At 67.0% G+C, this 24,481-nt stretch carries 19 protein-coding genes and 1 other RNA gene; 8 read left to right on the top strand and 12 right to left on the bottom strand.

The features are described 5' to 3' along the window. Window positions 1-106: 106 nt before the first annotated feature. Window positions 107-1,483 (bottom strand): amidase, encoded by a 1,377-nt coding sequence (locus tag BTE28158_RS15430; protein ID WP_059598989.1) that lies wholly within the window; start codon window positions 1,481-1,483, stop codon window positions 107-109. A gap of 7 nt (window positions 1,484-1,490) precedes the next feature. Continuing rightward, complete coding sequence (locus BTE28158_RS15425; RefSeq protein WP_059598990.1) at window positions 1,491-2,171, bottom strand: GntR family transcriptional regulator; 681 nt, start codon at window positions 2,169-2,171, stop codon at window positions 1,491-1,493. Between the two features lie 277 nt (window positions 2,172-2,448). Between BTE28158_RS15425 and BTE28158_RS15420 the strand changes: the two genes are divergently transcribed. Together BTE28158_RS15420 and BTE28158_RS15415 are read left to right on the top strand one after the other, a co-directional pair. Further along, on the top strand, window positions 2,449-3,636 hold the full coding sequence (locus BTE28158_RS15420; RefSeq protein ID WP_151047073.1) for a gamma-glutamyl-gamma-aminobutyrate hydrolase family protein: 1,188 nt from the start codon (window positions 2,449-2,451) through the stop codon (window positions 3,634-3,636). Between the two features lie 114 nt (window positions 3,637-3,750). Continuing rightward, window positions 3,751-4,452, top strand: coding sequence for a DUF2968 domain-containing protein (locus BTE28158_RS15415; RefSeq protein ID WP_151047071.1), 702 nt, complete (start codon window positions 3,751-3,753; stop codon window positions 4,450-4,452). A gap of 81 nt (window positions 4,453-4,533) precedes the next feature. On the opposite strand, the gene BTE28158_RS15410 is transcribed toward BTE28158_RS15415, so the two are convergent. Then, window positions 4,534-5,484: a hypothetical protein gene (locus BTE28158_RS15410; protein WP_244107987.1), complete on the bottom strand. Its 951-nt coding sequence runs from the start codon at window positions 5,482-5,484 to the stop codon at window positions 4,534-4,536. 350 nt (window positions 5,485-5,834) lie between these two features. Here BTE28158_RS15410 and BTE28158_RS15405 point away from each other — a divergent pair, with 350 nt between their 5' ends. Further along, window positions 5,835-7,130, top strand: coding sequence for an MFS transporter (locus tag BTE28158_RS15405; RefSeq protein ID WP_151047069.1), 1,296 nt, complete (start codon window positions 5,835-5,837; stop codon window positions 7,128-7,130). A 73-nt stretch (window positions 7,131-7,203) separates the two neighbouring features. On the opposite strand, the gene BTE28158_RS15400 is transcribed toward BTE28158_RS15405, so the two are convergent. After that, window positions 7,204-9,042: a tetratricopeptide repeat protein gene (locus tag BTE28158_RS15400; protein WP_420868010.1), complete on the bottom strand. Its 1,839-nt coding sequence runs from the start codon at window positions 9,040-9,042 to the stop codon at window positions 7,204-7,206. 130 nt (window positions 9,043-9,172) lie between these two features. On the opposite strand from BTE28158_RS15400, the gene BTE28158_RS15395 reads away from it, so the two are divergent. Beyond that, entirely contained in the window at window positions 9,173-10,831 is a 1,659-nt protein-coding gene (locus BTE28158_RS15395) for an FAD-dependent monooxygenase (protein ID WP_151047065.1), read from the top strand. A gap of 8 nt (window positions 10,832-10,839) precedes the next feature. Here BTE28158_RS15395 and BTE28158_RS15390 read toward each other — a convergent pair whose 3' ends face one another. Genes BTE28158_RS15390 through BTE28158_RS15375 form a run of 4 tightly spaced genes read right to left on the bottom strand, consistent with a single transcriptional unit; the run spans window position 10,840 to window position 16,142 of the window. Continuing rightward, window positions 10,840-11,091 carry a formate dehydrogenase subunit delta gene (locus BTE28158_RS15390; RefSeq protein ID WP_059598996.1) on the bottom strand — a complete coding sequence of 84 codons (252 nt, stop codon included), beginning with the start codon at window positions 11,089-11,091 and terminating at the stop codon, window positions 10,840-10,842. 7 nt (window positions 11,092-11,098) lie between these two features. Next, window positions 11,099-14,050: a formate dehydrogenase subunit alpha gene (gene fdhF / locus BTE28158_RS15385; RefSeq protein WP_151047063.1), complete on the bottom strand. Its 2,952-nt coding sequence runs from the start codon at window positions 14,048-14,050 to the stop codon at window positions 11,099-11,101. 17 nt (window positions 14,051-14,067) lie between these two features. Next, window positions 14,068-15,645 (bottom strand): formate dehydrogenase beta subunit, encoded by a 1,578-nt coding sequence (locus BTE28158_RS15380; protein WP_151047079.1) that lies wholly within the window; start codon window positions 15,643-15,645, stop codon window positions 14,068-14,070. Then, the gene (locus BTE28158_RS15375) at window positions 15,642-16,142 is read right to left on the bottom strand and encodes an NAD(P)H-dependent oxidoreductase subunit E (RefSeq protein WP_151047061.1); all 501 of its coding nucleotides are present in this window, start codon (window positions 16,140-16,142) and stop codon (window positions 15,642-15,644) included. Before BTE28158_RS15375 ends, BTE28158_RS15380 begins: the two co-directional genes overlap by 4 nt. Window positions 16,143-16,273: 131 nt before the next feature. Between BTE28158_RS15375 and BTE28158_RS15370 the strand changes: the two genes are divergently transcribed. The 3 genes from BTE28158_RS15370 to BTE28158_RS15360 all read left to right on the top strand — a co-directional run bounded on the left by BTE28158_RS15370 (window position 16,274) and on the right by BTE28158_RS15360 (window position 18,414). After that, window positions 16,274-17,380 (top strand): substrate-binding domain-containing protein, encoded by a 1,107-nt coding sequence (locus BTE28158_RS15370; protein ID WP_151047059.1) that lies wholly within the window; start codon window positions 16,274-16,276, stop codon window positions 17,378-17,380. 101 nt (window positions 17,381-17,481) lie between these two features. Then, entirely contained in the window at window positions 17,482-17,751 is a 270-nt protein-coding gene (locus BTE28158_RS15365) for a hypothetical protein (protein WP_124623574.1), read from the top strand. A gap of 309 nt (window positions 17,752-18,060) precedes the next feature. Continuing rightward, window positions 18,061-18,414, top strand: a complete 354-nt coding sequence (locus BTE28158_RS15360; RefSeq protein ID WP_059599002.1) for a DUF4148 domain-containing protein — start codon at window positions 18,061-18,063, stop codon at window positions 18,412-18,414. A 260-nt stretch (window positions 18,415-18,674) separates the two neighbouring features. Here the strand turns inward: BTE28158_RS15360 and ssrA are convergent. From ssrA to ompA, 4 genes are all read right to left on the bottom strand, one after another. Further along, window positions 18,675-19,044, bottom strand: a transfer-messenger RNA (tmRNA) gene (ssrA, locus tag BTE28158_RS15355). Between the two features lie 17 nt (window positions 19,045-19,061). Beyond that, window positions 19,062-19,778: an HAD-IA family hydrolase gene (locus tag BTE28158_RS15350; protein ID WP_151047057.1), complete on the bottom strand. Its 717-nt coding sequence runs from the start codon at window positions 19,776-19,778 to the stop codon at window positions 19,062-19,064. Window positions 19,779-19,791: 13 nt separating this feature from the next. Further along, window positions 19,792-20,490 carry a bifunctional 2-polyprenyl-6-hydroxyphenol methylase/3-demethylubiquinol 3-O-methyltransferase UbiG gene (gene ubiG, locus BTE28158_RS15345; RefSeq protein ID WP_044844843.1) on the bottom strand — a complete coding sequence of 233 codons (699 nt, stop codon included), beginning with the start codon at window positions 20,488-20,490 and terminating at the stop codon, window positions 19,792-19,794. A gap of 152 nt (window positions 20,491-20,642) precedes the next feature. Continuing rightward, on the bottom strand, window positions 20,643-21,311 hold the full coding sequence (gene ompA / locus BTE28158_RS15340; RefSeq protein ID WP_006400736.1) for an outer membrane protein OmpA: 669 nt from the start codon (window positions 21,309-21,311) through the stop codon (window positions 20,643-20,645). Between the two features lie 536 nt (window positions 21,312-21,847). On the opposite strand from ompA, the gene gyrA reads away from it, so the two are divergent. Continuing rightward, window positions 21,848-24,451, top strand: coding sequence for a DNA gyrase subunit A (gene gyrA, locus BTE28158_RS15335; RefSeq protein ID WP_151047055.1), 2,604 nt, complete (start codon window positions 21,848-21,850; stop codon window positions 24,449-24,451). Window positions 24,452-24,481 lie beyond the last annotated feature (30 nt).

Genomic DNA, 24,481 nt, shown 5'->3' with positions numbered 1-24,481 from the left:
GCGATTTTAGCGCGAACGATCTGGCACGAAACTGACAGCGCGCATGCGGCACCCCGCCGCAGCCACTTCGTCCGGGGCACCTTCCGCCGTCATTGCGTCCGTGCGGTCACCGGATCGTGTTCAGCACGGCTTCGACCGCCTGGCCGATCGCGAGCAGCGCGTCGTCGCGATGCGGCGCGGCCGCGAGCATCAGGCCGACCGGTGCCGTGTCGCGCGGATGGCACGGCAGCGACAGCGCGCAGGCGTCGAGGAAGTTGAACGCGCTCGGGTTGCGAAGGATCAGCGCGTTGGTGCGCGTAAAGGCAGCATCGTCCGCTTCGAGTTCGGCGATGCGCGGCGGCACGACGGGCACCGTCGGCGCGACGAGCGCGTCGAAGCGCGACCAGACCGTGTGCGCCGCTTCCTCCAGCATCGCCTGGCGGGCGGCGAGCAGGTCGAGATAGTCGGCCGCGCTCGCCGGCTCGCCCTTCAGGATGCGCGAAAGCACGCGCGGGTCGTATTGGTCGCGGTGCTGCGCGAGCAGCGGGCGATGCCACGCGTATGCCTCGATCGGCGAGAAGCCGAAGCGGTTGATGTCCGGCAACCGGTCGAGCGCGGAAAAGCGCACTTCCGTGACGATCGCGCCGGCGGCTTCGAGGTGCTTCAGCGAGGCGTCGAGCGCGGCGGCGACATCGGCATCGACGCCGTCCGTCACATAGTTGGTCAGCACGCCGAGCCGCACGCCTTCGAGCGGCCGCGCGGCCGGTACGTGCGGCTCGAGGCCCGCGAGCATGCGGTCGACGAGCGCGCAACAGGCGACCGTCAGGCCGATCGGGCCGAACGAGTCGAGCGTGGTCGACAGCGGCACGCCGCCTTGCGTCGGGATCCGGCTCGCGGTCGGCTTGAAGCCCGTGAGCCCGCACAGCGCGGCCGGAATGCGGATCGAGCCGCCGGTGTCGGTGCCGAGCGCGACGGCCGCCATCCCGTCGGCGACGGACGCGGCCGCGCCGGACGACGAGCCGCCGGCAATCCGCGCGTCGCCCGGCACGTCGCGGCGGTACGGTGAGCGCGGCGTGCCGAAGTGCGGATTCAGGCCGAGCCCCGAGAACGCGAACTCGCTCATGTTGGTGCGGCCGACCAGCACCGCGCCCGCGCGCTTGAGCCGCGCGACGGCCACCGCGTCGGCCTTGGCGGGCGGTGCGCCGTCGAGCACGCGCGAGCCGGCGCGCGTCACCTGGCCCGCGACGTCGAACAAATCCTTGACCGACACGGGGATGCCCGCGAGCGGCGACAGCACGGTGCCCGCGGCACGCAGGCGGTCGTGGGCATCGGCGGCCGCGCGCGCGTTGTCGGCGTCGACTTCCGTAAAGACGGCGGCACCCTGGCCGGACGGATCGGCGATCCGGTCGAGCGCGACGTCGACGAGCGCGCGGCTCGTGGTCCGGCCGGCGGCGAGGTCGGCGGCGAGCTGGGCGAGCGGAGGGAAGGGCGTGAAGGTGGTCATGGGCGGTTCAGGGGCGAAGACGTTGGACAAGAGTGGCGCGAAACGAATCGATATGGCGTTCGACGGCCGTGCGCGCGCCGGCGGCATCGCGCGCGGACAGCCGTTCGAACAATTCGAGGTGTTCGCGCTGGACGTCGGACAGGTGGTGCGGCTCGGACAGCGTGACGAACCAGAAGCGCAGCGAGCGTTCGTGCAGCGCGCGCAGGATCTCCGCGAGCACGGTGTTGCGTGCCGCTGCGGCGATCGCCTGATGAAACGCGCGGTCGAGTTCCATCATGCCCTCGACGTCGTGCGCGTCGACGCAGGCCTGCCCGTCGTCGAGCAGCGCGGCCATGCGCGCGAGATCGTCGGGCGTCGCATGGCGGGCGGCGAGTTCGACGCAATGCGCTTCGTTGATGCGGCGCACGTCGATCACCGCGACGATGTCGTCGAGCGACAGCGGCTGCACCATCAACCCCTTGCGCGGCATCACGGACAGCAGCCCTTCGAGCACCAGCCGGTGGACGGCCTGGTGGACGGGCGTGCGGCCGATGCCGGTGCGGGCGACGAGGTCGGCTTCGTTGAGCGCGGCGCCGGGCTTCAGGCGCATCGTGATGATGTCGCGCTGGATCAGCGCGTACGCGCGGTCGGCGAGGCTGACGGCCGATGCGGCGGGCCGGTCGTGGAGGACGTCGGTCAGGGCGTTCATGCGGGCGGCGGCGCGGTGGCCAGGCAGGGCGCGATCATGGCGCGGGCGATCGGTAGCGTGGGCGATTCATGAATATTATTGTGATATATCACTGATGTCCAGTTTGCCCGGGTGACGATCGATATCGTCGAAGGGGTCCGGTGATACGCCTGGCGGCGGATGCGATGAGTTGCAACAATATCGACAGGATGTTGCTCGTTTACCGCGCGATCGTGCACTGAAGCATAATGAATCCTCGTCAATCCACCACGCGCGAGCGACGTACCAGACCATCGTCATGAGCGAAATCACGCCTTCCCCGGCCGGTCTGCCCGGCACCTCTTCCGCTTCTACCGATTCCCCCCGTTCCAGGCCGGCGCACACGCCGGAGGCGTCTGCCACGCAGGCTGCCGCTGCGCAAGTCGTCGCGGCGGACGGTGCGTCGCCGGTCACCGCGGCGTCCGACCCGGGCGCCGCAGGCACGACAGGTGCTGCAGCCGAAGGCGGTGCAGTGCCGCCGAAACCCGGTGCCGCGCCGCCCGGTTTTGGCGCGCAGCCCGATTTCGACACGCCGCGTCCGCCGCCCGCGAGCGCGCAGAACGCGCCGCCGGCATACCTGAAGCAAAGCGACACGCCGTGGTCGGTGTTCGGGCGGATCATCGCGGCACGCGCACGCCGGATCTTCGATCGCGCCGGCCAGCGGATCACGCAGCGTACGCTGCGCATCGGCGTGTCGGCGCGGATCTTCCATCCGGAGCCGGGCGCGAAGGGACTGCGCGGCAAGACACTGCAGTATCTCGAGGAATCGATCGCGCACTGGGTGATGTCGCGCGACGTGCTCGTGTTCATGATCCCGACCGTCGGTCACCAGGGCATGCTGCATCCGAGCAACATCCGCCTGCGCGACTACGCGAAGCATCTCGACGGCCTGCTGCTGCAAGGCGGCGCCGACGTGTCGCCGCAAACCTACGCGGCGTCGGATGCGCGCCCCGAATGGCCGGGCGACCGCGTGCGCGACATGTACGAGCTCGAGCTGTTTCACGAGTTCGTCGAGTCCGGCAAGCCGGTGCTCGGCGTGTGCCGCGGCTGCCAGCTGATCAACGTCGCGTTCGGCGGGTCGCTGTACCAGGACATCGCGACGGACGTGCCGACCGCGAATGCGCACGTCAGCGAGCATTACGACCAGCATCGCCACGCCATCCGCTTCCCCGACTCGTCGACGCTCGCGAGCATGTTCCCCGGGCGCAGCGAAGCGATCGTGAACTCGATTCACCATCAGGCGATCCGCGATCTCGGCCGCGATCTGAACATCGAGGCCGTGTCGGCCGGTGACGGGATCATCGAAGGCATTCGCTACCGGCGTGCACCGTTCGTCGTCGGCGTGCAATGGCACCCGGAGTTTCATCGTGCTGGCGGCGCCGAGTTGCTCGACTGCACGCCGCTGCTCGATGCGTTCCTGCGAGCGGCTCGCGATACCCGCCTGTAAGCCGCTCTTGTATCGCCGCGCAGGAAGGCTGGCCGCATCCCGATAAATTCGAGATGCGGCCGTTTCGTTTTGAACGATAATCGCGACTCCCGATTCGTTCGCCGGAGTCTGACGTTGGTCTTCCGAGATTTTTCCCCTGCACGATGCGCAACGTGGATCGTTGCGCTGGCCGCCTGCGCGCACGCGGGCGCAGCGTGGTCCGACGCGACCGCGCCGGTCGCGGGCACGCGCCCCGCGGTGACGAGCCTGAGCGGCGATGTCGCGACTGCGGCACCGGCCTCCGCGGCATCCGCCACGGATGCCACCGCGCAAGGCAACGTCGCCGAACTCACGCAGATGCTGCATGACGGACGAATTGTCGAGATGCGCACCACCTACAACGGCAGCTATGGCGCAAGCCTGATGTTCGATCCGCGCGAGATGACGTATTACGTCGCGCTGTTTCAGGACAAGCATCTGTGGCGCGTGATCAGGTCGCAGGAGAAAAGCCGTGCGGAGATGGTGTACGCGAACTTCGTCCAGCAGACGGTGCAGCTCGCGGACGTCGAAATTCGTCGCACCGAACTCGAGGCGCAGAAGACGTTCCTCGAACGCGTGATCGCGCTGCAGGCGAATCGCGCGCAGCAACTGCAGGCCGATCTGAACGTCGCGCGCGACCAGCAGGCCGCGGTGGCGCAGCGGCAGAAGGCGGCGCAGGAGCAGACGCGGGCGCTGCAGATCGAGAAGCGGGCCGCGCAGGTGCAGTTGCGTGATCTGCAGGAGCAGGTACGGCAACTCGAGCGGCAGTCGGAAACGGGGTTGCCCGCGCACAAGTGACGATTCGGTGCGATCGACCGACGGACGGACGAACGAAAACCCGGCGAAGCCTGCTTCGCCGGGTTTTTTGTTGGGTGCGTGTCAGCGGATGAGCGTATCCGGTCCGTCGGTCAGGCGGCGGTGGGACAGTTGTGCTGTCCAGTCGAAACCGGCGCCGGGCGCGTCGGCCGCCGGTGCCGCGCGATCGGGGTGCAGCGCGTTCACCATCGCGATAAGCGTGAGCGGGTCGTCGAGCGGGTCGAGCGGGGCTCCGGGATGCGCAGGCGAACCGACGCGATCGGGTGTCGGCGTGCGCGACGCGTGGCGCGTGACCGATGGGCGCGCGGCGAGTCGCGGCGCGGAAGGTGCGTGCACGCGTGCCGTTGTCGTGCGCCTGTGGGCCGGCCGATGCGGCGTCGGCGGCGCTGCGATGGCGACGCGCTGAACGTTCGGTGTCGTCTCGGAGCGTCGCGGCGCTGGATGGGTCGTCGCGCCGCGTGTGACGGGCGCGCCTGTGGAATGCGTCGCAAACGGCCGCGCTGCGACGGGCTGCGCCGGTGCGACGGTCGGCATGGCGGGCGCCACCGCTGCCGTTTGCACGGCACCCATGGACTGCACGGCATGCTCCGGCACGACGCCAACGATCTGCGTCGCGGGCGCAGGCGCGAAACCCGGTAACGGCTCGTGCGCGGCGATCAGCCAACCGATGATGCCGAGTGCGCCGATGCTCCAGCAGGCGGCGTGCCGCGCACGCCGGTCATGCGCGCGACCGGCGGCATGCTCGATGTGCTGGCCGGCGGCGCGCGCCGCAACGTCCGGTACGCCGGCAGACACCGGGCGCGTGGCGGGCGGCGATTGCCAGCGACACGCGCGATGCGGTGCTCCGACGTCGATGCATGAGGTCTTCAGGATGGCTGCGCAGCGCGTGCCGAGTCGGGTGCCGGGCGCGCCGCTGAACGTCCATTCGCGGCCGAACGGCGGCACGCCGTCGAGCGGTGCGACACGAGGGCGGGCAAGCGGACCTTCGACGGAAACGAGGAGCGTTGGGATCATGAGGGCGGTACGCGATGCGACACAGGCAACGATGCCGGCCGCGGCGCGAATAGCGTGGCAAGTTGTGAAATTGTGGTCAGTCGACGGCGACCGGTCGATCAGATCAATCTGATTTTTAGTACGCGTTTCGAGGCGATTCGTACCAGACGAACGCGGCGACGGTGATCGCGGGCCCGGCCCAAGGCAATTGTCGGCTTCGCGTGGCATCATTTGCCGTCCATGCCGGCGTGTGCATCATTGGGCTGCGTGCCTCCGGCTGGCAGCGATGTTCGTGCGTGCCGGTCCGGTGCCACACGCATCGTCGGATCCACACGGCGCCGATGTCGCGCCATCCGAGCCGAGAGAACAACATGTCCACAGCAACACACGCCGTCGCGCAGGAATCGAAGGTTCGTACCGTGTTCCGGGTCGTCAGCGGCAACTTCCTGGAAATGTACGACTTCATGGTCTACGGGTATTACGCGTCGGCCATCGCGAAAACCTATTTTCCGAGCGGCAACGCGTTCGCGTCGCTGATGCTGTCGCTATCGGTGTTCGGCGCGGGCTTCCTGATGCGCCCGGTCGGCGCGATCGTGCTCGGCGCGTACATCGACCACCACGGCCGCCGCAAGGGGCTGATCCTGACGCTCGGACTGATGGCACTCGGCACGCTCACGGTGGCCGCGATACCCGGCTATGCGACGATCGGCGTGCTCGCGCCGGTGCTCGTGCTGCTCGGCCGGTTGCTGCAGGGCTTTTCCGCGGGCGTCGAGCTCGGCGGCGTGTCGGTCTACCTGTCGGAGATCGCGACGAAGGGCAACAAGGGGTTCTATACGTCGTGGCAATCGGGCAGCCAGCAGGTGGCGGTCGTGTTCGCCGCGTTCGTCGGCGTGCTGCTGAACCGCGCGCTGCCAGTCGAGGACATGACCGCGTGGGGCTGGCGCATTCCGTTTCTGATCGGCTGTCTGATCGTCCCGTTCCTGTTCCTGATCCGTCGTTCGCTGAAGGAGACCGACGAATTCCTTGCGAAGCGTCATCGTCCGACGATGGGCGAGATCATGCGTTCGATGCTCGAGAACTGGGGTGTCGTGATTGCCGGCATGGGAATGGTGATCATGACGACGGTGTCGTTCTACATGATCACGGCCTACACGCCGACGTTCGGCAAGGAAGTGCTGCACCTGTCGTCGCTCGACGCACTCGTCGTGACCGTCTGCGTCGGCCCGTCCAATCTCGTCTGGCTGCCGCTGTCCGGCGCGCTGTCGGATCGCATCGGCCGCCGCCCGGTGCTGATCGCGTTCACGGTGCTCACGCTGCTGTCGGCCTACCCGGCCGTGCTGTGGCTCGTGGCCGATCCGTCCTTCCTGCGGCTGCTGGCGGTCGAGCTGTGGCTGTCGTTCCTGTACGGCTCGTACAACGGCGCGATGGTCGTCGCGCTGACCGAAGTAATGCCGGCCGACGTGCGCACGGCTGGCTTTTCGCTCGCGTACAGCCTCGCGACGACGATCGGCGGTTTTACGCCGGCGATCTCGACGTTGCTGATCCACCAGACCGGCAACAAGGCGGCGCCGGGGCTGTGGCTGAGCGTCGCCGCGATTTGCGGGCTGATCGCGACGCTCGTGCTGTATCGCACGCCCGAGGCGCGCAACCAGTACAAGGCGGCTTGACACCACCTGCGTCGCATCACGTCGAACGAAAAAAGGAGCGCGCCGCGCTCCTTTTTTGTCTGCGTTCGGCCACTCAGGCGTCGCGCAGCGCGTCGGCGACTGCCGCCGCCACGTCGAGCCATTGCCCCGGTGCGGACTGGCGGGCGAGCTTCGCGTGCGGATACCAGGGGCAGTCGTCGCCGGTGAACCAGCGCCAGTCGGGTGCGAACGGCAGCATGATCCACAGCGGCTTGCCGAGTGCGCCCGCGAGGTGCGCGACCGCCGTATCGATCGTGACGACGCCGTCGAGTCGTTCGATCAGCGCGGCCGTATCGGCGAAGTCGTTCAGCCGCCCATCGAGGCGATGCACGCGCGGATGCGCGTCGACGCGCGCCCGTTCGTCTTCGTCGAGCGCCGGCTGCAGCACGACCCAGTCGATGTCCTGCAGTGCGAGCAGCGGCGCGAGTGCGTCGAACGGCATCGAGCGATTTTCCTGCGCTTGCCGGCGCCCTGACCACGCGAGACCGAACTTGCGCTTCGACTGGCCGCCGAGCGAGCCGCGAAAGCGCCGGCGCGCGCTGTCCGGCGCGTCGAGGTAACGCTTGCCCGCGACGATGTCGGCTGGCTGCAGGCCGAGCAGGAACGGCAGGCTCATCAGCGTGCACGCGACGTCCGCCGCCGGCGGCTTCGCGGCGCCCTGTGCGACGAGCGTCACGCGCCAGCGTGCCGCGGCCGGCGTGAGCAGCGCGACGAGTTCCGGCTGCACTTCGAGCACGACGCGCGCGCAGCGGGCGCGCGCGAGCGGCACGAAGCGGACGAACTGCAGCGTGTCGCCGAAGCCCTGTTCCGCGCGGATCAGCAGCGTGCGCGACGCAATCGGCTCGCCTTGCCAGCGCGGCAGCGTGCCGAGCGGCGTTGCGCCCGGCGTGTCGTGACGCGCTTCGTATGCGGGCAGGCCGCGGGTGAAGTCGCCCAGCGTAAGCAGCGTGACGGCGCGATGCAGGTGCGCGAGTTTGAGGTCGGGAGCGACGCGCAGCGCCTGGTCGAACGCGCGCAGCGCCATCTCGTGCGCGCCGAGTGCGTGATGTGCGTTGCCGAGGTTCAGCCACGCGAGACTGAACGACGGATCGAGGCCGACCGCCCGTTCGTAGTAGGGCAGCGCTTCGCGCTGGCGTGCCTGCGCGCACAGCGCGTTCGCGAGCCCGAAAAGGGCGAGTGGGAACGGCGGGCGCAGCGCGAGCGCGGCTTCGAATGCGGCGGCAGCTTCGCCGTGACGGCCGACCGCCTCGAGCGTGTTGCCGAGATTGAAATGCGCGGCGACGAAGCGCGGCTGCGCGGCGATCGCTGCCTGGAAGTGCGCGATCGCGTCGTCGGCCCGGCCCATCGCGTTCAGGGCCATCGCGAGATTGTTGTGCGCACCGGCATGCCCGGGCCGCAGCTCGAGGGCGCGATGGAATGCGGCAAGCGCGTCGTCGTGACGGCCGAGGGCATTCAGCGCGTTGCCGAGGTTGTTGTGGATCGATGCGTCGTCGGGCGTGAGCCGAAGTGCGCGGCCGAACGCATCGACGGCATCCTCGTGGCGCTGCAGCGCCGCATACGCGTTGCCGAGGTTGTAGTGCGCGAGCGGAAATTCGGGCGCGAGCGTCAGCGCGTTGCGAAAGCGGTCGATCGCTTCGTCGAGTCGGCCGAGCGCCTTCAGCGCGTTGCCGAGATTGAGCTGCAGCGCGGCATCGTTCGGGCGCAGCTCGACCGCACGCCCGACGAGATCGGCCGCCTCGGCATGCTGGCCCTGCTGATGCCGCAGCACGCCGAACAGATGCAGTGCGTCGGCGTCGGCGGGATTGGTGGCGAGTGCGGTGCGATAGCCGTGCTCGGCCTCGGCGAGGTGGCCCGCGCGGTGCGCGGCATACGCTCGGTCGAATGCGGATTCCATGACGCGAAAACTGACGGAAAGCGCGTATTTTCCCACACTGCGCGGGGGTACCCCAGATCGGCCGATTGGCATATGGCCCCGTCACGCGGAGCGGCGTAGACTTGCACAATCGCGTGTCATCGAGGTTCTCATGGCTGACACACCGCTCGATATCCCGCCTGTGCTGATCGTCGGCGCGGGCCCGACTGGCCTTGCCGCCGCGATGGCGCTCGTGCGTGCCCGCGTGCCGGTGCGCATCATCGACCGGCTCGCCGCGCCCGCACCGTATTCGCGCGCGATCGGCATCCAGGCGCGCACGCTCGAACTGCTGGAGCAGCATCGTGCGGTCGAACCATTTCTCGCGTTGGGCCATCGTGCGCATGCGGCCGTACTGCACGCGGACGGCCGCGTGATCGCGCGGCTCGATTTCGATCCGCTGCAAACGCGCTATCCGTATTTGCTGTTTCTCGACCAGAGCATCACCGAACGGCTGCTCGCCGAGCACCTGGCCGGGTTCGGTGTGACGGTCGAACGCGGCGTCACGTTGACCGCGTGCGACGCGGGCGGTACGTCGCTCGACGTGACGATCCGCGGCGCCGACGGTCGTGAAGAGGCGTTCGCACCGTCCTACCTGATCGCCGCCGACGGCGCGCACAGCACGGTGCGCCATTTGCTCGGCCTGGGCTTCGCCGGGCATGCGTTCGAGCAGACCTTCCTGCTCGCCGATTTCGCGGCGATACCCGACTGGCCGGACGAGGAGATCCATCTGTTCACGACGCCTGACGGCATCGCGGGGCTGTTTCCGATGGGCGGCGGCCGCTACCGGCTCGTCGCCGACCGGCCGCCCGGCGGCGACGCATCGCCCGATGCGCCGGCCACGCCGACGCTCGACGAATGCGAGGCGATCGTGCGCGCTCGCGTCGGCGCGTCGATCGCGCCGAGCGATCTCGCGTGGTCGGCGTATTTCCGCCTGCATAGCCGGATGGTCGACCGGCTGCGTCACGGGCGCGTGTTCTTCGCGGGCGACGCCGCGCACGTTCACAGCCCGGCGGGCGCGCAGGGCATGAACACGGGTATCCAGGAAGCGTTCAATCTCGGCTGGAAGCTCGCGCGCGTGCTCGGCGCAGGCACGCCGGAGCGGCTGCTCGACACGTATCACGCGGAGCGCCATCCGATCGAGCGTGATGTATTGCGGCAGACCGGCTTCATCACGCAGATCGTCGAAGCCGACCACGGCGCGATGAAGCTGCTGCGCGATCATGTCGTGCCGCTGCTGGCGTCGTTCGGGCCGGTGCGCGACGCGGTGCGCCGCACTGTCAGCGAGCTCGGCGTGCAATACCGGAAAAGCCCGCTCACGCTCGAACGCGTGCTCGATGGCGGGCCGCGCGCGGGCGAGCGTGCGCCCGACGCGCTCGTGCACGTCGTCGACGGGCCGCTCGGCCGGGCGCCCGGGACCGCGAGACTATACGACCTGCATGACCCGGCGAGCTTTACGCTGCTGCTGCTCGAGGAGCCGGCAAGTGCCGACACGGGCGACACGGGCGACGTGCCGCCGATGCCCGCGGACGCGCAGGCGCTTGCGCAGGGGCTGGAGCGGATCATGCCAGGTGCCGTGCGAACGTGGCGCGTCGCCGATGCCGAAAGCGACGGCGACGATGGGCTCGCGCAGGTATACGGCCGTTCGAGGCCGTCGTTCTACCTGCTGCGTCCCGATGGCTACATCGCGGTGCGCGGCCGTACCGCCACCGACGCGAACGCGCTGCTGCGCCATTGCGAAAGCTGGTTCGCGGGCATGCCGGTGCCCACGTAGCGCGGCGCTCAGGCGGTGGCCGCGGCCGGCACGAGCGATGCACGGTGCGCGGCGATCGCGTCGCGCACGATCGGTGCGGCGCGTTGCGCGGCTTCGCTCGACGGATCGTCGAGCGCGGCGAGTAGCGCGCGCCGCATCCGCGGTTCCCAGAAGCGCCGGATGTGGTCTGCGATTCCGGCCAGCGCTTCTTCGCGATCGGGCATCGATTCGAAGAACGCGCCGATCTGGTTGGCCATGTCGATCAGGTGTCCGTTGTCCATCGCGTCCTCACTTGCCCGTCGTCGCGGCAGCCGGCGTGGCGGCGCGGCGCTCGAGCAGATCGAGCTGCTCCGAGTTGAAACGTGCATACGCGCGCTGCCAGTCCGACGGCTGCGCAACCGGCATGACCTGCACGGCCGTGACCTTGTATTCCGGGCAGTTCGTGGCCCAGTCGGAGCTGTCCGTCGTGATCACGTTCGCGCCCGACTCGGGGAAGTGGAACGTCGTGTACACGACACCCGGCTGCATGCGGTCGGATACGAGCGCGCGCAGTACCGTCTGGCCGGCCCGCGATTCGATGCCGACCCAGTCGCCTGTCCGGATCCCGCGATCCTCCGCATCGTGCGGATGAATCTCGAGGCGATCCTCTTCGTGCCACCGGACGTTCTCGGTCCGGCGCGTCTGCGCGCCGACGTTGTATTGCGACAGGATGCGGCCCGTGGTCAGGATCAGCGGATAGCGCTGCGTGACCTTTTCCGGCGTCGGAATGAACTGCGTAATCACGAACCGGCCTTTGCCGCGCACAAACGCGTCGATATGCATCGTCGGCGTGCCGTCCGGTGCATCTTCGTTGCACGGCCACTGGATGCTGCCGAGCGCGTCGAGCTTCTTGTACGACACGCCCGAGAAGGTCGGCGTGAGCCGCGCGATCTCGTCCATGATTTCCGACGGATGCGTGTAGTGCATGTCGTAGCCGAGCGCCTGCGACAGCAGCAGCGTCACTTCCCAGTCGGCGTAACCCGCGAGCGGCGGCATCACCTTGCGTACGCGAGAGATGCGGCGCTCCGCGTTCGTAAACGTGCCGTCCTTCTCGAGGAACGTCGAACCCGGCAGCAGCACGTGCGCGTATTTCGCGGTTTCGTTCAGGAAGATGTCCTGCACGACGATGCATTCCATCGACGACAGCGCGGCCGCGACGTGCTGCGTGTTCGGGTCCGACTGGACGATGTCCTCGCCCTGGCAGTAAAGCCCCTTGAAGCTGCCGTCGAGCGCCGCGTCGAACATGTTCGGGATGCGCAGCCCCGGTTCCGGTTGCAGCGTGGCCGACCATGCTTCCTCGAACTGGCTGCGCACGATTGCGTCGCTGATGTGCCGGTAGCCGGGCAGCTCGTGCGGGAACGAACCCATGTCGCACGAGCCTTGCACGTTGTTCTGGCCGCGCAGCGGATTGACGCCGACGCCTTCGCGACCGATGTTGCCAGTCGCCATCGCGAGGTTCGCGATGCCCATCACCGTCGTCGAGCCTTGCGCGTGTTCGGTCACGCCGAGGCCGTAGTAGATCGCGGCGTTGCCGCCGGTTGCATAGAGGCGTGCGGCCTCGCGCACCAGTTCGGCCGGCACGCCCGTCACGTCCGCGGTGGCCTCGGGCGAGTTGTCGGCGCGCGACACGAAGTCGCGCCATTGCTCGAACGCGCGCGTGTCGCAGCGTTCGGCGACGAATGCCTCGGCGACGAGCCCTTCGGTGACGATCACGTGCGCGAGCGCGTTGACCATCGCGACGTTGGTGCCGGGGCGCAGCTGCAGGTGGTGCGTGGCCTTCACGTGCGGGCCGTCGACCACGTCGATGCGGCGCGGGTCGATCACGATCAGCTTCGCGCCTTCGCGGATGCGTCGCTTCATGCGCGAGCCGAACACAGGGTGGCCGTCGGTCGGGTTCGCGCCCATCACGACGATCACGTCGGCCTGGCCGATCGACGCGAAGGTCTGCGTACCGGCCGATTCGCCGAGCGTCGCCTTCAGGCCATAGCCGGTCGGCGAGTGGCACACGCGTGCGCAGGTATCGACGTTGTTGTTGCCGAACGCGGCGCGTACGAGCTTCTGCACGAGGTAGGTTTCCTCGTTCGTGCAGCGCGACGACGTGATGCCGCCGATCGAATCGCGGCCGTATTTCTGCTGCAGCTTGCGGAATTGCGTCGCCGCGTACGTGAGCGCTTCTTCCCAGCTGACTTCGCGCCACGGGTCGGTGATCTTCTCGCGGATCATCGGTCTCGTGATGCGGTCCTTGTGCGTTGCGTAGCCCCACGCGAAGCGGCCCTTCACGCACGCATGACCTTCGTTCGCGAGGCCGTTCTTGTGCGGCGTCATGCGCACGACCTGCGTGCCCTTCATCTCGGCCTTGAACGAGCAGCCGACGCCGCAGTACGCGCAGGTCGTGACGACCGAGTGCTCGGCCTGGCCGAGCTGCACGACGGACTTCTCCTGCAGCGTGGCGGTCGGGCACGCGGCGACGCAGGCGCCGCACGATACGCATTCCGATTCCATGAACGATTCGCTTTCGCCGGCGGCGACGCGCGATTCGAAACCGCGCGCGGCGATCGTCAGCGCGAACGTGCCTTGCGTTTCCTCGCATGCGCGCACGCAGCGGTTGCAGACGATGCACTTCGACGGATCGTACGTGAAATACGGATTCGATTCGTCCTTCTGCTCGCGCAGGTGATTCGCGCCGTCGAAACCGTAGCGCACTTCGCGCAGCCCGACCACGCCGGCCATGTCCTGCAGCTCGCAGTTGCCGTTGGCGGGGCAGGTGAGGCAGTCGAGCGGGTGGTCGGAGATGTACAGCTCCATCACGTTGCGGCGCAGCGACTGCAGCCGGTCCGACTGCGTGCGCACCTTCATCCCGGCTTCGGCGGGCGTCGTGCACGATGCCGGATAGCCGCGCCGGCCCTCGATTTCGACCAGGCACAGGCGGCACGATCCGAACGGTTCGAGCGAATCGGTCGCGCAAAGCTTGGGCACGTTGACGCCGGCTTCGATCGCGGCGCGCATCACCGACGTGCCGGCCGGCACCGTCACCGGCTGGCCGTCGATTTCGAGCGTGACGTCGGTATCGGCATGCCGTTGCGGCGTGCCGTAGTCGGTTTCGTCGAACGGATCGCGCACGCGCGCCTGGGCGGCGCTCTTGCACGCGCATTGGCCCGAGCCGCAGCCGCCTTGGCGGACGTTGTTCGTGTCGAGGGACATTCAGGGCTCCTTCTGGGTCAGGCCGCAGCCTTGACCGGACCCGACGCGGCTTGATTGCCGGCGGCGAGCCCGAAATCTTCGGGGAAATGGTCGAGCGCGGACAGCACCGGGTAAGGCGTCATCCCGCCCATCGCGCACAGCGAGCCGGCGAGCATCGTGTCGCACAGGTCGCGCAGCAGCGTGACCTGTCGCTCCGACTTATCGCCCTTGCGAATGCGTGCGATCGTCTCGACGCCGCGCGTCGATCCGATCCGGCACGGCGTGCACTTGCCGCACGATTCGATCGCGCAGAACTTCATCGCGTATTCGGCGAGCTCCGCGAGATTCGACGTGTCGTCGTGCAGCACGATGCCGCCGTGGCCAACGACCGCGCCGATCGCCGTGTACGCCTCGTAGTCGAGCGGCACGTCCCACTGGTGATCGGGCAGATAGGTGCCGAGCGGGCCGCCGACCTGGGCGGCGCGCGCGGGCCGGCCGCTTGCCGTGCCGCCGCCGTAGTCGAACAGCAGCTCGCGCAGCGTGACGCCGAACGCGAGCTCCACGAGCCCGCCGTAGCGGATGTTGCCCGCGAGCTGGAACGGCAGCGTGCCGCGCGAGCGACCCATCCCGTAGTCGCGATAGAACGCGGCGCCGCGCGCGAAGATCACCGGCGCGGTCGCGAGCGTGATCACGTTGTTGATCACGGTCGGCTGGCCGAACAGGCCGGCGAGCGCGGGCAGCGGCGGCTTCGCGCGTATGACGCCGCGCTTGCCTTCGAGCGATTCGAGCAGCGCCGTTTCCTCGCCGCACACGTAGGAGCCCGCACCCTTCGCGACGTGCAGGTCGAACGCATGCGCGGAGCCGAGCACGCGTTCGCCGAGCCAGCCGGCTTCACGGGCGCGCTCGATCGCGGTTTCCAGTGCCGCGATCGCGTGCGGGTATTCACTGCGCACGTAGATGTAGCCGAGCGTCGCGCCCGTCGCGATGCCCGCGATGATCATCCCTTCGATCAGGCAGTACGGATCGCTTTCCATGATCAGGCGATCGGAGAACGTGCCCGAATCGCCTTCGTCCGCGTTGCAGACGATGTATTTTTGCGTCGCGCTGGCCTGCCGGACGGTGCGCCACTTGATGCCGGCCGGGAAGGCTGCGCCGCCGCGGCCGCGCAGCCCCGATTCGATCAGCAATTCGCACGCGGCGCCGCCGTCGAGCGCGAGCGCGTTCTTCAGGCCGGCGAGGCCGTCGTGCTTCAAGTAATCGTCGATCGACAGTGGATCGGTCAGGCCGATGCGCGCGAACGTGAGGCGCTGCTGGCGCGCGAGATAGGGCAGGGCGTCGACTACGCCGACGCCGCTCGGATGCGCGCCGCCGTCGAGCCAGTTCGCGTCGAACAGGGCGGGCACGTCTGCGGCTGACAGGTTCGCGTAGCCGACGCGACCGGCGGCCGTGCCGACCTCGACGAGCGGCTCGAGCCACAGCAGCCCACGCGAGCCGTTGCGGATCAGTTCGATCGCGACGCCGCGCCGCTCGGCTTCCGCAACGATCGCGGCGGCGAGCGCGTCGGCGCCGAGCGCCAGCGCGGACGAATCGCGCGGAACGTAGATGCGGGTCGTCATGCTGCCTCCGAAGTGTGCGCGGTCGCGTCGGCGAGCAGGGCGTCGAACTTCTCCGGCGTGACCTTTGCGTGCAACACGCCGTTGACCGTCATCGACGGCGATTGCGCGCACAGCCCGAGGCAGTAGACCGATTCGAGCGCGACGTCGTCCGGCGCGTGCGCGTCGGCGCCATCGCCGTGCGCCGCGTCGAATCGACAACCCGTGCGCGCTTCCGCGTGTGCGGCCAGCGCTTCGCAGCCCATGCTGCGGCACGCCTCGGCGCGGCACATCTGGATCGTCACGCGCGCGGGCGGCACGCTGCGGAAGTGATGATAGTAGGTGAGCACGCCGTGCACTTCGGCGCGCGACAGATTCAGCGCCTTCGCGAGCGGCGCGACGCAGCCTGCCGGCACGTAGCCTGCATCGTCCTGGATCGCATGCAGGATCGCGACGAGCGAGCGGCCGGCACGCGCGTGGCGCTCGACGAGCGCGTCGGGCGCAGGGGAATTCGGGGACATCGGTTATGCTCCTCCAAAGTCTCATATGTGCCGTCAATTCATATAGTGCACATCGGGACTTCGTCCTGATTGATTTTAAGCAACGATAAGCGGAAGATTTCGCAGTCGCAATAGGAAATCGGAGTACATAATTGATTCGAATCGAATGCGACGCGTATCTGACCGTACGCGACACGGAGGGCCGGACGGCGAGCCTGTCGGACGTCGCCCCGTTGCTGGAGCTCGTGGCCGATACGGGCAGCATCGCGCAGGCCGCGCAGGCGAAAGGTCTGTCGTATCGGCACGCGTGGGGCATGCTGCGGGCGCTTGAGGCATGCGTCGGCGGCGAGTTGATCGAGACGGCACGCGGCAAGGGATCGACGCTGTCGGAGCTGGGGCAGGCGGTCGTCGACGCGCAGCGGCTCGCGCGCAACCGTCTCGACGGGAACCTGCGCGCGCTGGCAGCCGAGGTGGCGAGCGACCTGAACAGGCGGCTCGCGCAGCGCGACGGCGCCGTGCGCATCCATGCATCGCACGGCTACGCGGTTGCGACGCTCGTCTCCGCGCTTGTCGATTCGCAGGCAGCCGTCGACATCAAGTATCGCGAGAGCGTCGAAGCCGTGCAGGCGCTCGCGCGCGGTGAATGCGAGCTGGCCGGTTTTCATCTGCCACGCGGCGCGTTCCGCGAACAGTGCGCGCAGATCTACCGGCCGTGGCTCGACGACACCCGTCACGTGCTGATTCATCTGACGCGTCGCCAGCAGGGGCTGTTCGTGCCGCGCGGCAACCCGAAGCAGGTCAGCGGGCTCGCCGATCTCGCCCGCAACGACATCCGCTTCGTCAACCGGCAGCCGGGGTCGGGCACGCGCATGCTGCTCGATCTTGCATTGCGCGCGATCGGCATCGATCCCGAGCGTATCGACGGCTATGCGTCGGCCGAACTCACGCACTCGGCGATCGCCGCGTTCGTCGCGAGCGGGATGGCCGATCTCGGCTTCGGCGTCGAGCCGGCCGCCCATCACTTCGGGCTCGATTTCATCCCGGTCGTCGACGAGGACTATTACTTTGCGTGCGAACGCGCGCAGCTCGACTCGCGACCGCTCGCCGGCGTGCTCGCCTTGCTGCGCGATGCGCGCTTCGTCGACCGCGTCGCGCATCTCGACGGCTACGATCCGGCCGCGTGCGGGACGCTGACCGGCATCGCGGACGGATTCGCCGGTATCGTCGGGGGCGGTATGCCGGACGGCAATGTACGGTAACGGGGACGCGCGCGAACCGCGCTGCAGCAGCGAGGGATTTGCGCTACGCTTGCCGCTTGATCAACGTTCCAACAAGCACGCCGTTCAGGCGTCATCCCGCCATGAAACTATCCGTTCCTTTCTCCGCGGCAGCGTTGACCGCAGGGCTTCTTGTTGCCGTTTCGCCATTGGCGCTCGCGCAGAATTCACCTGGCCTGCCCGGCGGGATCCTGAGCGACCAGTTCCGCCTGAACGAGCATCCGCAGATGCCGTTCGCGGCGTCGGCGCCGTCGCAGAAATACCAGAACGGCAAGAAGTCAGCATTGCGCCGCAAGGGCGATTTGGGGGACCCGAACGGCTGCAACCTGAAGTGTCCGATGGACACACAATGAGCAGGCGCTGACGCGCCGGGTTGTCGACGCCGCGATCGTTTGTCCGAACCGCGCCGTTGCCGCGCGGTTCCTTTGGAGCCCCGCAGGGTGTGCTGCCCGGCGGGGCTCATGCTTTGTGGTTCGCCCTCGCGTAGTGTGATCGTGCGGAGCTGGACCAGATTCGTACCATCCTAGGGTTAACCCTCGTTTCGGGAAGGATGTCTTCCTGAAACCTGCCTTATTCTTAAGCACGCGCCTACATAAACTTCGGTTTGTCAGCGATGAACGGGTGTTCACCGCGAAATCAGACAAATCTGGAGGTAGGTCATCATGAAGTCGCTCGTTCAAGCCGTTGTCGTTGCTGCTGCTCTCGTTGCCCCGGTCGTGTCGTTCGCGCAGTCCGGCTCGGCACTCACCCGCGCACAGGTTCGTGCCGAACTGGTTCAGCTCCAGCAGGCCGGTTACAACACCGCCCGCGGCGAAGATCCGCATTATCCGGAAGCGATCCAGGCCGCCACGGCGCGTGTCGCAGAGCAACAGCGCAGCGCGCTCGCCCAGGCGCAAGGCGCCGACGCCAGCGGTTATGGCGCGCAGGTGCAAGGCGCATCGGCAGCGGGTTCGCGTGCGATCGGCGTGCGTCCGGCCAGTGCGGAAGAAATGAAGTCGCTGTATCGCGGCAGTTAAGCTGCTCATCGCCCGGTGAGGCAGTGCTGCGCGTGCGATGACGCGTCGCGTGCCGGGCAGGGTGCCGTCCGCCGCGGTCGATCACCGTGCGGGCGACGCCGAATATCCGTCACCTCCTGCCGTCGGAATGCTGGCGGCATTCCGCCCGGCCCGTCCGGGGCTGGGCGCTTTTTCGGAAGGCACGGGACGTTCGGCTTCCCCGGCAACAAAAAACCCCGCAGACTCGCGTCGTGCGGGGTTCGTGCGTCAAGCGCGAAATTTGGTGGAGGCGGCGGGAATCGAACCCGCGTCCAGAAGCGCTCCACGACTAGTTCTACATGTTTAGTTCAGTCATTTGATTTAACCGCAGCGACGCGGACGAACACGCTGCACTACGGCGATTCGCTAGATTTTCGACCCTGGCGTCGCGACGCCGACAGGGCTTAACTGACGTAAATGACCTCTGGCGGTATTGCTACCGGTCTTGCGACACTAGCCCGTCAGTGAACTAGGCAGAGGACGGCGGCCGTTAGGCTGCCAGTGCGAACGTATCGTCGTTTGCAGTTACGATTTTCCCATTGATTAACGAGGTGACGGGTCCTCGACATGCCCTAGCCGCTTCACAACCCCTGTCGAAACCAGGTCGCCCCCGCGGATAAGATCCACTATTATAGCCCAACATGGCGCAGCAGTTCGCGCAGTTCCTGCGTCGTGCCGACGAGATGCTGCGCCTGCCAGTCAGCCGGCGCGACGCCGTCACCGCAGTAGCCGTACGCGGCCGCGACCGTCGCCATCCCCGCCGCGCTGCCAGCCTGGATGTCGCGAAGATCGTCGCCGACGTAGACGATGCGCTCCGGCGCGAGCGTCATTTGTTCCGCCGCATGCAACAGCGGGGCCGGATGTGGTTTCGAGTGCGGCGTTGTGTCGCCCCCGACGATGCAGGCCGCGCGCGGCGCGAGGCCGAGCAGGTCGGCGAGCGGCGCGGTGAGACGCATCGCCTTGTTCGTGACGATGCCCCAGCGCACGCCGCGTCCATCGAGTTCGTCGAGCACGTCGCCGATGCCGGGGAACAGCACTGTGTGCACGCAGATGTCGGTCGCGTAATTGGTCAGGAACTCGTCGCGCATCGCATCGTAGCCGGGCGAATGCGGGTCGATTCCGAATGCGCCGCCGAGCAGGCCCCGCGCACCGGCCGATGCCAGCGGCCGCAGCACGTCGAGCGACGTTTCGGGCAGGCCGCGCACGCGCTGCATCTTGTGGACTGCAGCGGCGAGATCGGGCGCCGTGTCGGCGAGCGTGCCGTCGAGGTCGAACAGCACGGCATCGCAGTGCAGCAGGTGCGGCGCGTCGAATGCGGGCCGCTCGGTCGAAAGGGGAATCGTCATGCCGGTCGGAGGGTCACGCGCCTCGGCGGCACGCGACGAGATAGTTGATGTCGGTGTCGTTCGACAGCGCGAAGCGCTTGCCGATCGGGTGATAGGTAATACCCTTGATCTCCACGATGTGCAGATCGGTCCCGCGCACGAAGCTCGCCAGTTCCGACGGGCGGATGAAGCGCGCGTAGTCGTGGGTGCCCTTCGGCAGCATCTGCGCGATGTACTCAGCGCCGATTACCGCGAACAGGTAGGACTTCAGGTTGCGGTTCAGCGTGGAGAAGAACACCCAGCCGCCCGGCTTCACGAGCGTCGCGCACGCGGCGACGACGCCGGCCGGCGAAGGCACGTGCTCGAGCATCTCCATGCAGGTGACGACGTCGTAAGTGCCCGGCTCGCGTTCGGCGATCGCTTCGGCGGCGATCGCCTCGTAGTCGACCGTGATGCCGCTTTCGAGGCTGTGCAGGTCGGCGACGCCGAGCGCTTCGGTCGACAGGTCGATGCCTTTCACCTGGGCGCCGAGCCCGGCCATTGATTCGGACAGGATGCCGCCGCCGCAGCCGATATCGAGTGCGCGCTTGCCGGCGAGGTGCGCATGCGAATCGATCCAGCCGAGCCGGACCGGATTCAGGTCGTGCAAGGGCTTGAATTCGGCATTCGGGTCCCACCACCGATGGGCGAGGTCGCTGAATTTCTGGAGTTCGTGCGGATCGGCGTTGGTCATGTCGGCAAACGGGCTACGGAAGGAGGGCGGTGCGTCGGTACGTCAGCCCCGAGTATATAAGGGGGCGCACAACGAGGCCAGCGAGCGCCTGGGCGGGCGTCAAAGAAAAAGCCCCGCCGGAGCGGGGCTTTGAAGCAGTCGAAAACCGCGGCTTACTGCGCCGGAACGGTCGTCTTCTGAACTTCTTGCGTACCGACCACTTCGACTTCCACGCGGCGGTCCGGTGCGAGGCAGGCGATCAGTTGCTTGCGGTTCTTCTGGTTGCAGCCGGTCGTGACCGGGTTGCGCTTGCCCTTGCCTTCCGTGTAGATCTTGTTGGCCGGGACACCCTTGCTGACCAGGTACGACTTGACAGCTTGTGCGCGGCGCAGCGACAGGCGGTCGTTGTACTTGTCCGAACCGATGCGGTCCGTGTAGCCCGTAGCGACGACCACTTCCGTGTTCATGCCCTGGATCTTCGAAGCCAGTTCGTCCAGCTTTTGCTTGCCCAGCGGCTTGAGCGTTGCCTTGTCGAAGTCGAACAGTGCGTCGGCTTGGTACGTGATCTTCTGGCTCGTGATGGCCGGAGCAACCGGAGCGACCGGCGGCTGCGGTGCCTGGGCGACCAGTGCGCCATCGCACTTCGCGTTGGCGGTGGCCGGCGTCCAGAACGCGTCACGCCAGCAGAGCTCGTTCGTGCCGTTCATCCACACCCATTCGCCCGTGCCGTTCACCCAGTTGTCGTTGACGGCTTGACGCGATGCCGGCACCGACTGTGCCGAAGCGGATGCAGCCATAACTGCGGTAGCTGCAATGAACGCGAGCTTTGAAAGTTTATTCATATTTCTCCTCTCGAAATTGAGATTACCGCAGGTTTACTGCGAGCCTGTTGACGGTGACAAGTCATACATTGCTCGAAGTATAACATTGGTGCGGCACAAAAAACGCGGCACCGCTCTGTGTAGACTTCGAGCAGCGTCTAACTTTCAGTGCGTTGGCATTTTGCCATATCGTTCCCTTCCTACGAAAAAAAATCCTCCCCACCCCAAGATCGCTTCAACTTTGTGGTGCATGCGCAACACCTGCCTGCCGTAACTTTCAGAGATTGTCAAGAGTGTGTCCGCGAAATTGCATGAAAGGCCGCAAGGGTTTACGCGCATGCGTGACAAGGGTCCGAACGCCGTGGGCTTCCTGAATGGGGCGCGATCATGGCCGGTCCGGGACGCCTTTGCCATGGGCCGTGATTTTTGCTGTTTACATATAGAGGGGGTGGCGAATTGGCGGCTGATGCGTGCATGTTAGAATCTCGCGTTGCGTTGCGCATGCAGCGCCCACGCGAAAGGCGTTCGCCGTCTTCGCTCCGAAACGATACGGATACATGGATCAATTCGCCAAAGAGACCCTGCCCACCTCCCTAGAGGAGGAAATGCGCCGTTCGTATCTCGATTACGCGATGAGCGTGATCGTCGGACGTGCCCTTCCGGATGTCCGCGATGGCCTGAAGCCCGTGCACCGGCGCGTACTGTTCGCGATGCACGAACTGAACAACGACTGGAACCGCGCGTACAAGAAATCGGCGCGTATCGTCGGTGACGTGATCGGTAAGTATCACCCTCACGGCGATACCGCGGTGTACGACACGATCGTGCGGATGGCGCAGGACTTCTCGCTGCGCTACATGCTGATCGACGGACAGGGCAACTTCGGCTCGATCGACGGTGACAATGCCGCGGCGATGCGTTACACCGAAATTCGCATGGCGAAGATCGGTCACGAGTTGCTCGCCGACATCGACAAGGAAACGGTCGACTTCGAGCCGAACTACGACGGCAACGAGATGCAGCCGTCGGTCCTGCCGTCGCGCATCCCGAACCTGCTGATCAACGGCTCGTCGGGTATCGCGGTCGGTATGGCGACCAATATCCCGCCGCACAACCTGAACGAAGTCGTCGACGCGTGCCAGCACCTGCTGAACAACCCGGAAGCGACGATCGACGAGCTGATCGAGATCATCCCGGCGCCGGACTTCCCGACGGCCGGCATCATCTACGGTGTCGCCGGCGTGCGCGACGGCTATCGCACCGGGCGCGGCCGCGTCGTGATGCGCGCGGCCACGCACTTCGAGGAGATCGACCGCGGTCAGCGGATGGCGATCATCGTCGACGAGCTGCCGTACCAGGTGAACAAGCGCTCGCTGCTCGAGCGTATCGCCGAGCTCGTCAACGAGAAGAAGCTCGAGGGCATCTCCGACATCCGCGACGAGTCCGACAAGAGCGGCATGCGCGTCGTGATCGAGCTGAAGCGCGGCGAAGTGCCCGAAGTGGTGCTGAACAACCTGTACAAGGCGACGCAGCTGCAGGACACGTTCGGCATGAACATGGTCGCGCTGGTCGACGGCCAGCCGAAGCTGCTGAACCTGAAGGAAATCCTGCAGTGCTTCCTGTCGCATCGACGCGAAGTGCTGACGCGCCGCACGATCTACGAACTGCGCAAGGCGCGCGAACGCGGCCACGTGCTCGAAGGTCTCGCGGTCGCGCTCGCGAACATCGACGAGTTCATCGCGATCATCAAGGCAGCGCCGACGCCGCCGATCGCGAAGCAGGAGTTGATGGCGAAGCCGTGGGATTCGTCGCTCGTGCGCGATATGCTGACGCGCGCCGAGGCCGAGAACGCGTCGGCGGGCGGTCGCTCCGCGTACCGTCCGGAAGGCCTGAACCCGGCGTTCGGGATGCAGGCCGACGGGCTGTACCGTCTGTCCGACACGCAGGCGCAGGAAATCCTGCAGATGCGTCTGCAGCGCCTGACCGGTCTCGAGCAGGACAAGATCATCGGCGAGTACCGCGAAGTGATGGCGCAGATCGCCGACCTGCTGGACATCCTCGCGCGCCCCGAGCGGATCACGACGATGATCGGCGAGGAGCTGACGGCGGTGAAGGCCGAATTCGGCGACGCACGCCGCTCGAAGATCGAGCTGAACGCGACCGAACTGAATACCGAAGACCTGATCACGCCGCAGGACATGGTCGTCACGATGTCGCACGCGGGCTACGTGAAGTCGCAGCCGCTGTCCGAGTATCGCGCGCAGAAGCGCGGCGGCCGCGGCAAGCAGGCGACGCAGATGAAGGAAGACGACTGGATCGAGACGCTGTTCATCGCGAACACCCACGACTACATCCTGTGCTTCTCGAACCGCGGCCGCGTGTACTGGGTCAAGGTCTATGAAGTGCCGCAGGGCTCGCGCAACTCGCGCGGCCGTCCGATCGTCAACATGTTCCCGCTGCAGGAAGGCGAGAAGATCAACGTCGTGCTGCCGGTCAAGGAGTTCTCGGCCGACAAGTTCATCTTCATGGCGACGTCGCTCGGCACCGTGAAGAAGACGCCGCTCGAAGCATTCAGCCGCCCGATGAAGAAGGGCATCATCGCGGTCGGCCTCGACGACGGCGACTTCCTGATCGGTGCATCGATCACCGACGGTGCGCACGACGTGATGCTGTTCTCCGACGCCGGCAAGGCCGTTCGCTTCGACGAGAACGACGTGCGTCCGATGGGTCGCGAGGCGCGCGGTGTGCGCGGCATGCAGCTCGAGGACGGGCAGCAGGTCATCGCGATGCTGGTCGCGGGCAGCGAGGGGCAGACCGTGCTCACCGCGACCGAGAACGGCTACGGCAAGCGCACGCCGATCACCGAGTACACGCGCCACGGCCGCGGTACGAAGGGTATGATCGCGATCCAGACGTCCGAGCGCAACGGCAAGGTCGTGGCCGCGACGCTCGTCGACGCCGAGGATCAGATCATGCTGATTACGACGGCCGGCGTGTTGATTCGCACCCGCGTATCCGAGATTCGCGAGATGGGGCGTGCCACGCAAGGTGTTACACTCATCAGTCTCGATGAGGGTACCAAGCTTTCTGGCCTGCAGCAGATCGCGGAGGCCGAAGAGGGCGATGGCGAGGCCGACGAGGCGTCGGACGGCGAAGCCTGAAGAACGGATGAGACTCTGGCCGCCGCGGGC

It is taken from the genome of Burkholderia diffusa (genome assembly GCF_902499115.1).
Taxonomy (GTDB): domain Bacteria; phylum Pseudomonadota; class Gammaproteobacteria; order Burkholderiales; family Burkholderiaceae; genus Burkholderia; species Burkholderia diffusa.
Note: the sequence above shows the minus strand (reverse complement) of the source record. Positions and strands in the feature narration are given on the sequence as shown.

Excerpts from the sequence above, each read along its gene's own strand:
- BTE28158_RS15430 (WP_059598989.1), bottom strand. The coding sequence starts at position 1,483 with ATGACCACCTTCACGCCCTTCCCTCCGCTCGCCCAGCTCGCCGCCGAC.
- BTE28158_RS15425 (WP_059598990.1), bottom strand. The coding sequence starts at position 2,171 with ATGAACGCCCTGACCGACGTCCTCCACGACCGGCCCGCCGCATCGGCC.
- BTE28158_RS15420 (WP_151047073.1), top strand. The coding sequence starts at position 2,449 with ATGAGCGAAATCACGCCTTCCCCGGCCGGTCTGCCCGGCACCTCTTCC.
- BTE28158_RS15410 (WP_244107987.1), bottom strand. The coding sequence starts at position 5,484 with ATGATCCCAACGCTCCTCGTTTCCGTCGAAGGTCCGCTTGCCCGCCCT.
- BTE28158_RS15405 (WP_151047069.1), top strand. The coding sequence starts at position 5,835 with ATGTCCACAGCAACACACGCCGTCGCGCAGGAATCGAAGGTTCGTACC.
- BTE28158_RS15400 (WP_420868010.1), bottom strand. The coding sequence starts at position 9,042 with ATGGAATCCGCATTCGACCGAGCGTATGCCGCGCACCGCGCGGGCCAC.
- BTE28158_RS15395 (WP_151047065.1), top strand. The coding sequence starts at position 9,173 with ATGGCTGACACACCGCTCGATATCCCGCCTGTGCTGATCGTCGGCGCG.
- BTE28158_RS15390 (WP_059598996.1), bottom strand. The coding sequence starts at position 11,091 with ATGGACAACGGACACCTGATCGACATGGCCAACCAGATCGGCGCGTTC.
- fdhF (WP_151047063.1), bottom strand. The coding sequence starts at position 14,050 with ATGTCCCTCGACACGAACAACGTCCGCCAAGGCGGCTGCGGCTCGGGC.
- BTE28158_RS15380 (WP_151047079.1), bottom strand. The coding sequence starts at position 15,645 with ATGACGACCCGCATCTACGTTCCGCGCGATTCGTCCGCGCTGGCGCTC.
- BTE28158_RS15375 (WP_151047061.1), bottom strand. The coding sequence starts at position 16,142 with ATGTCCCCGAATTCCCCTGCGCCCGACGCGCTCGTCGAGCGCCACGCG.
- BTE28158_RS15365 (WP_124623574.1), top strand. The coding sequence starts at position 17,482 with ATGAAACTATCCGTTCCTTTCTCCGCGGCAGCGTTGACCGCAGGGCTT.
- BTE28158_RS15360 (WP_059599002.1), top strand. The coding sequence starts at position 18,061 with ATGAAGTCGCTCGTTCAAGCCGTTGTCGTTGCTGCTGCTCTCGTTGCC.
- BTE28158_RS15350 (WP_151047057.1), bottom strand. The coding sequence starts at position 19,778 with ATGACGATTCCCCTTTCGACCGAGCGGCCCGCATTCGACGCGCCGCAC.
- ubiG (WP_044844843.1), bottom strand. The coding sequence starts at position 20,490 with ATGACCAACGCCGATCCGCACGAACTCCAGAAATTCAGCGACCTCGCC.
- ompA (WP_006400736.1), bottom strand. The coding sequence starts at position 21,311 with ATGAATAAACTTTCAAAGCTCGCGTTCATTGCAGCTACCGCAGTTATG.
- gyrA (WP_151047055.1), top strand. The coding sequence starts at position 21,848 with ATGGATCAATTCGCCAAAGAGACCCTGCCCACCTCCCTAGAGGAGGAA.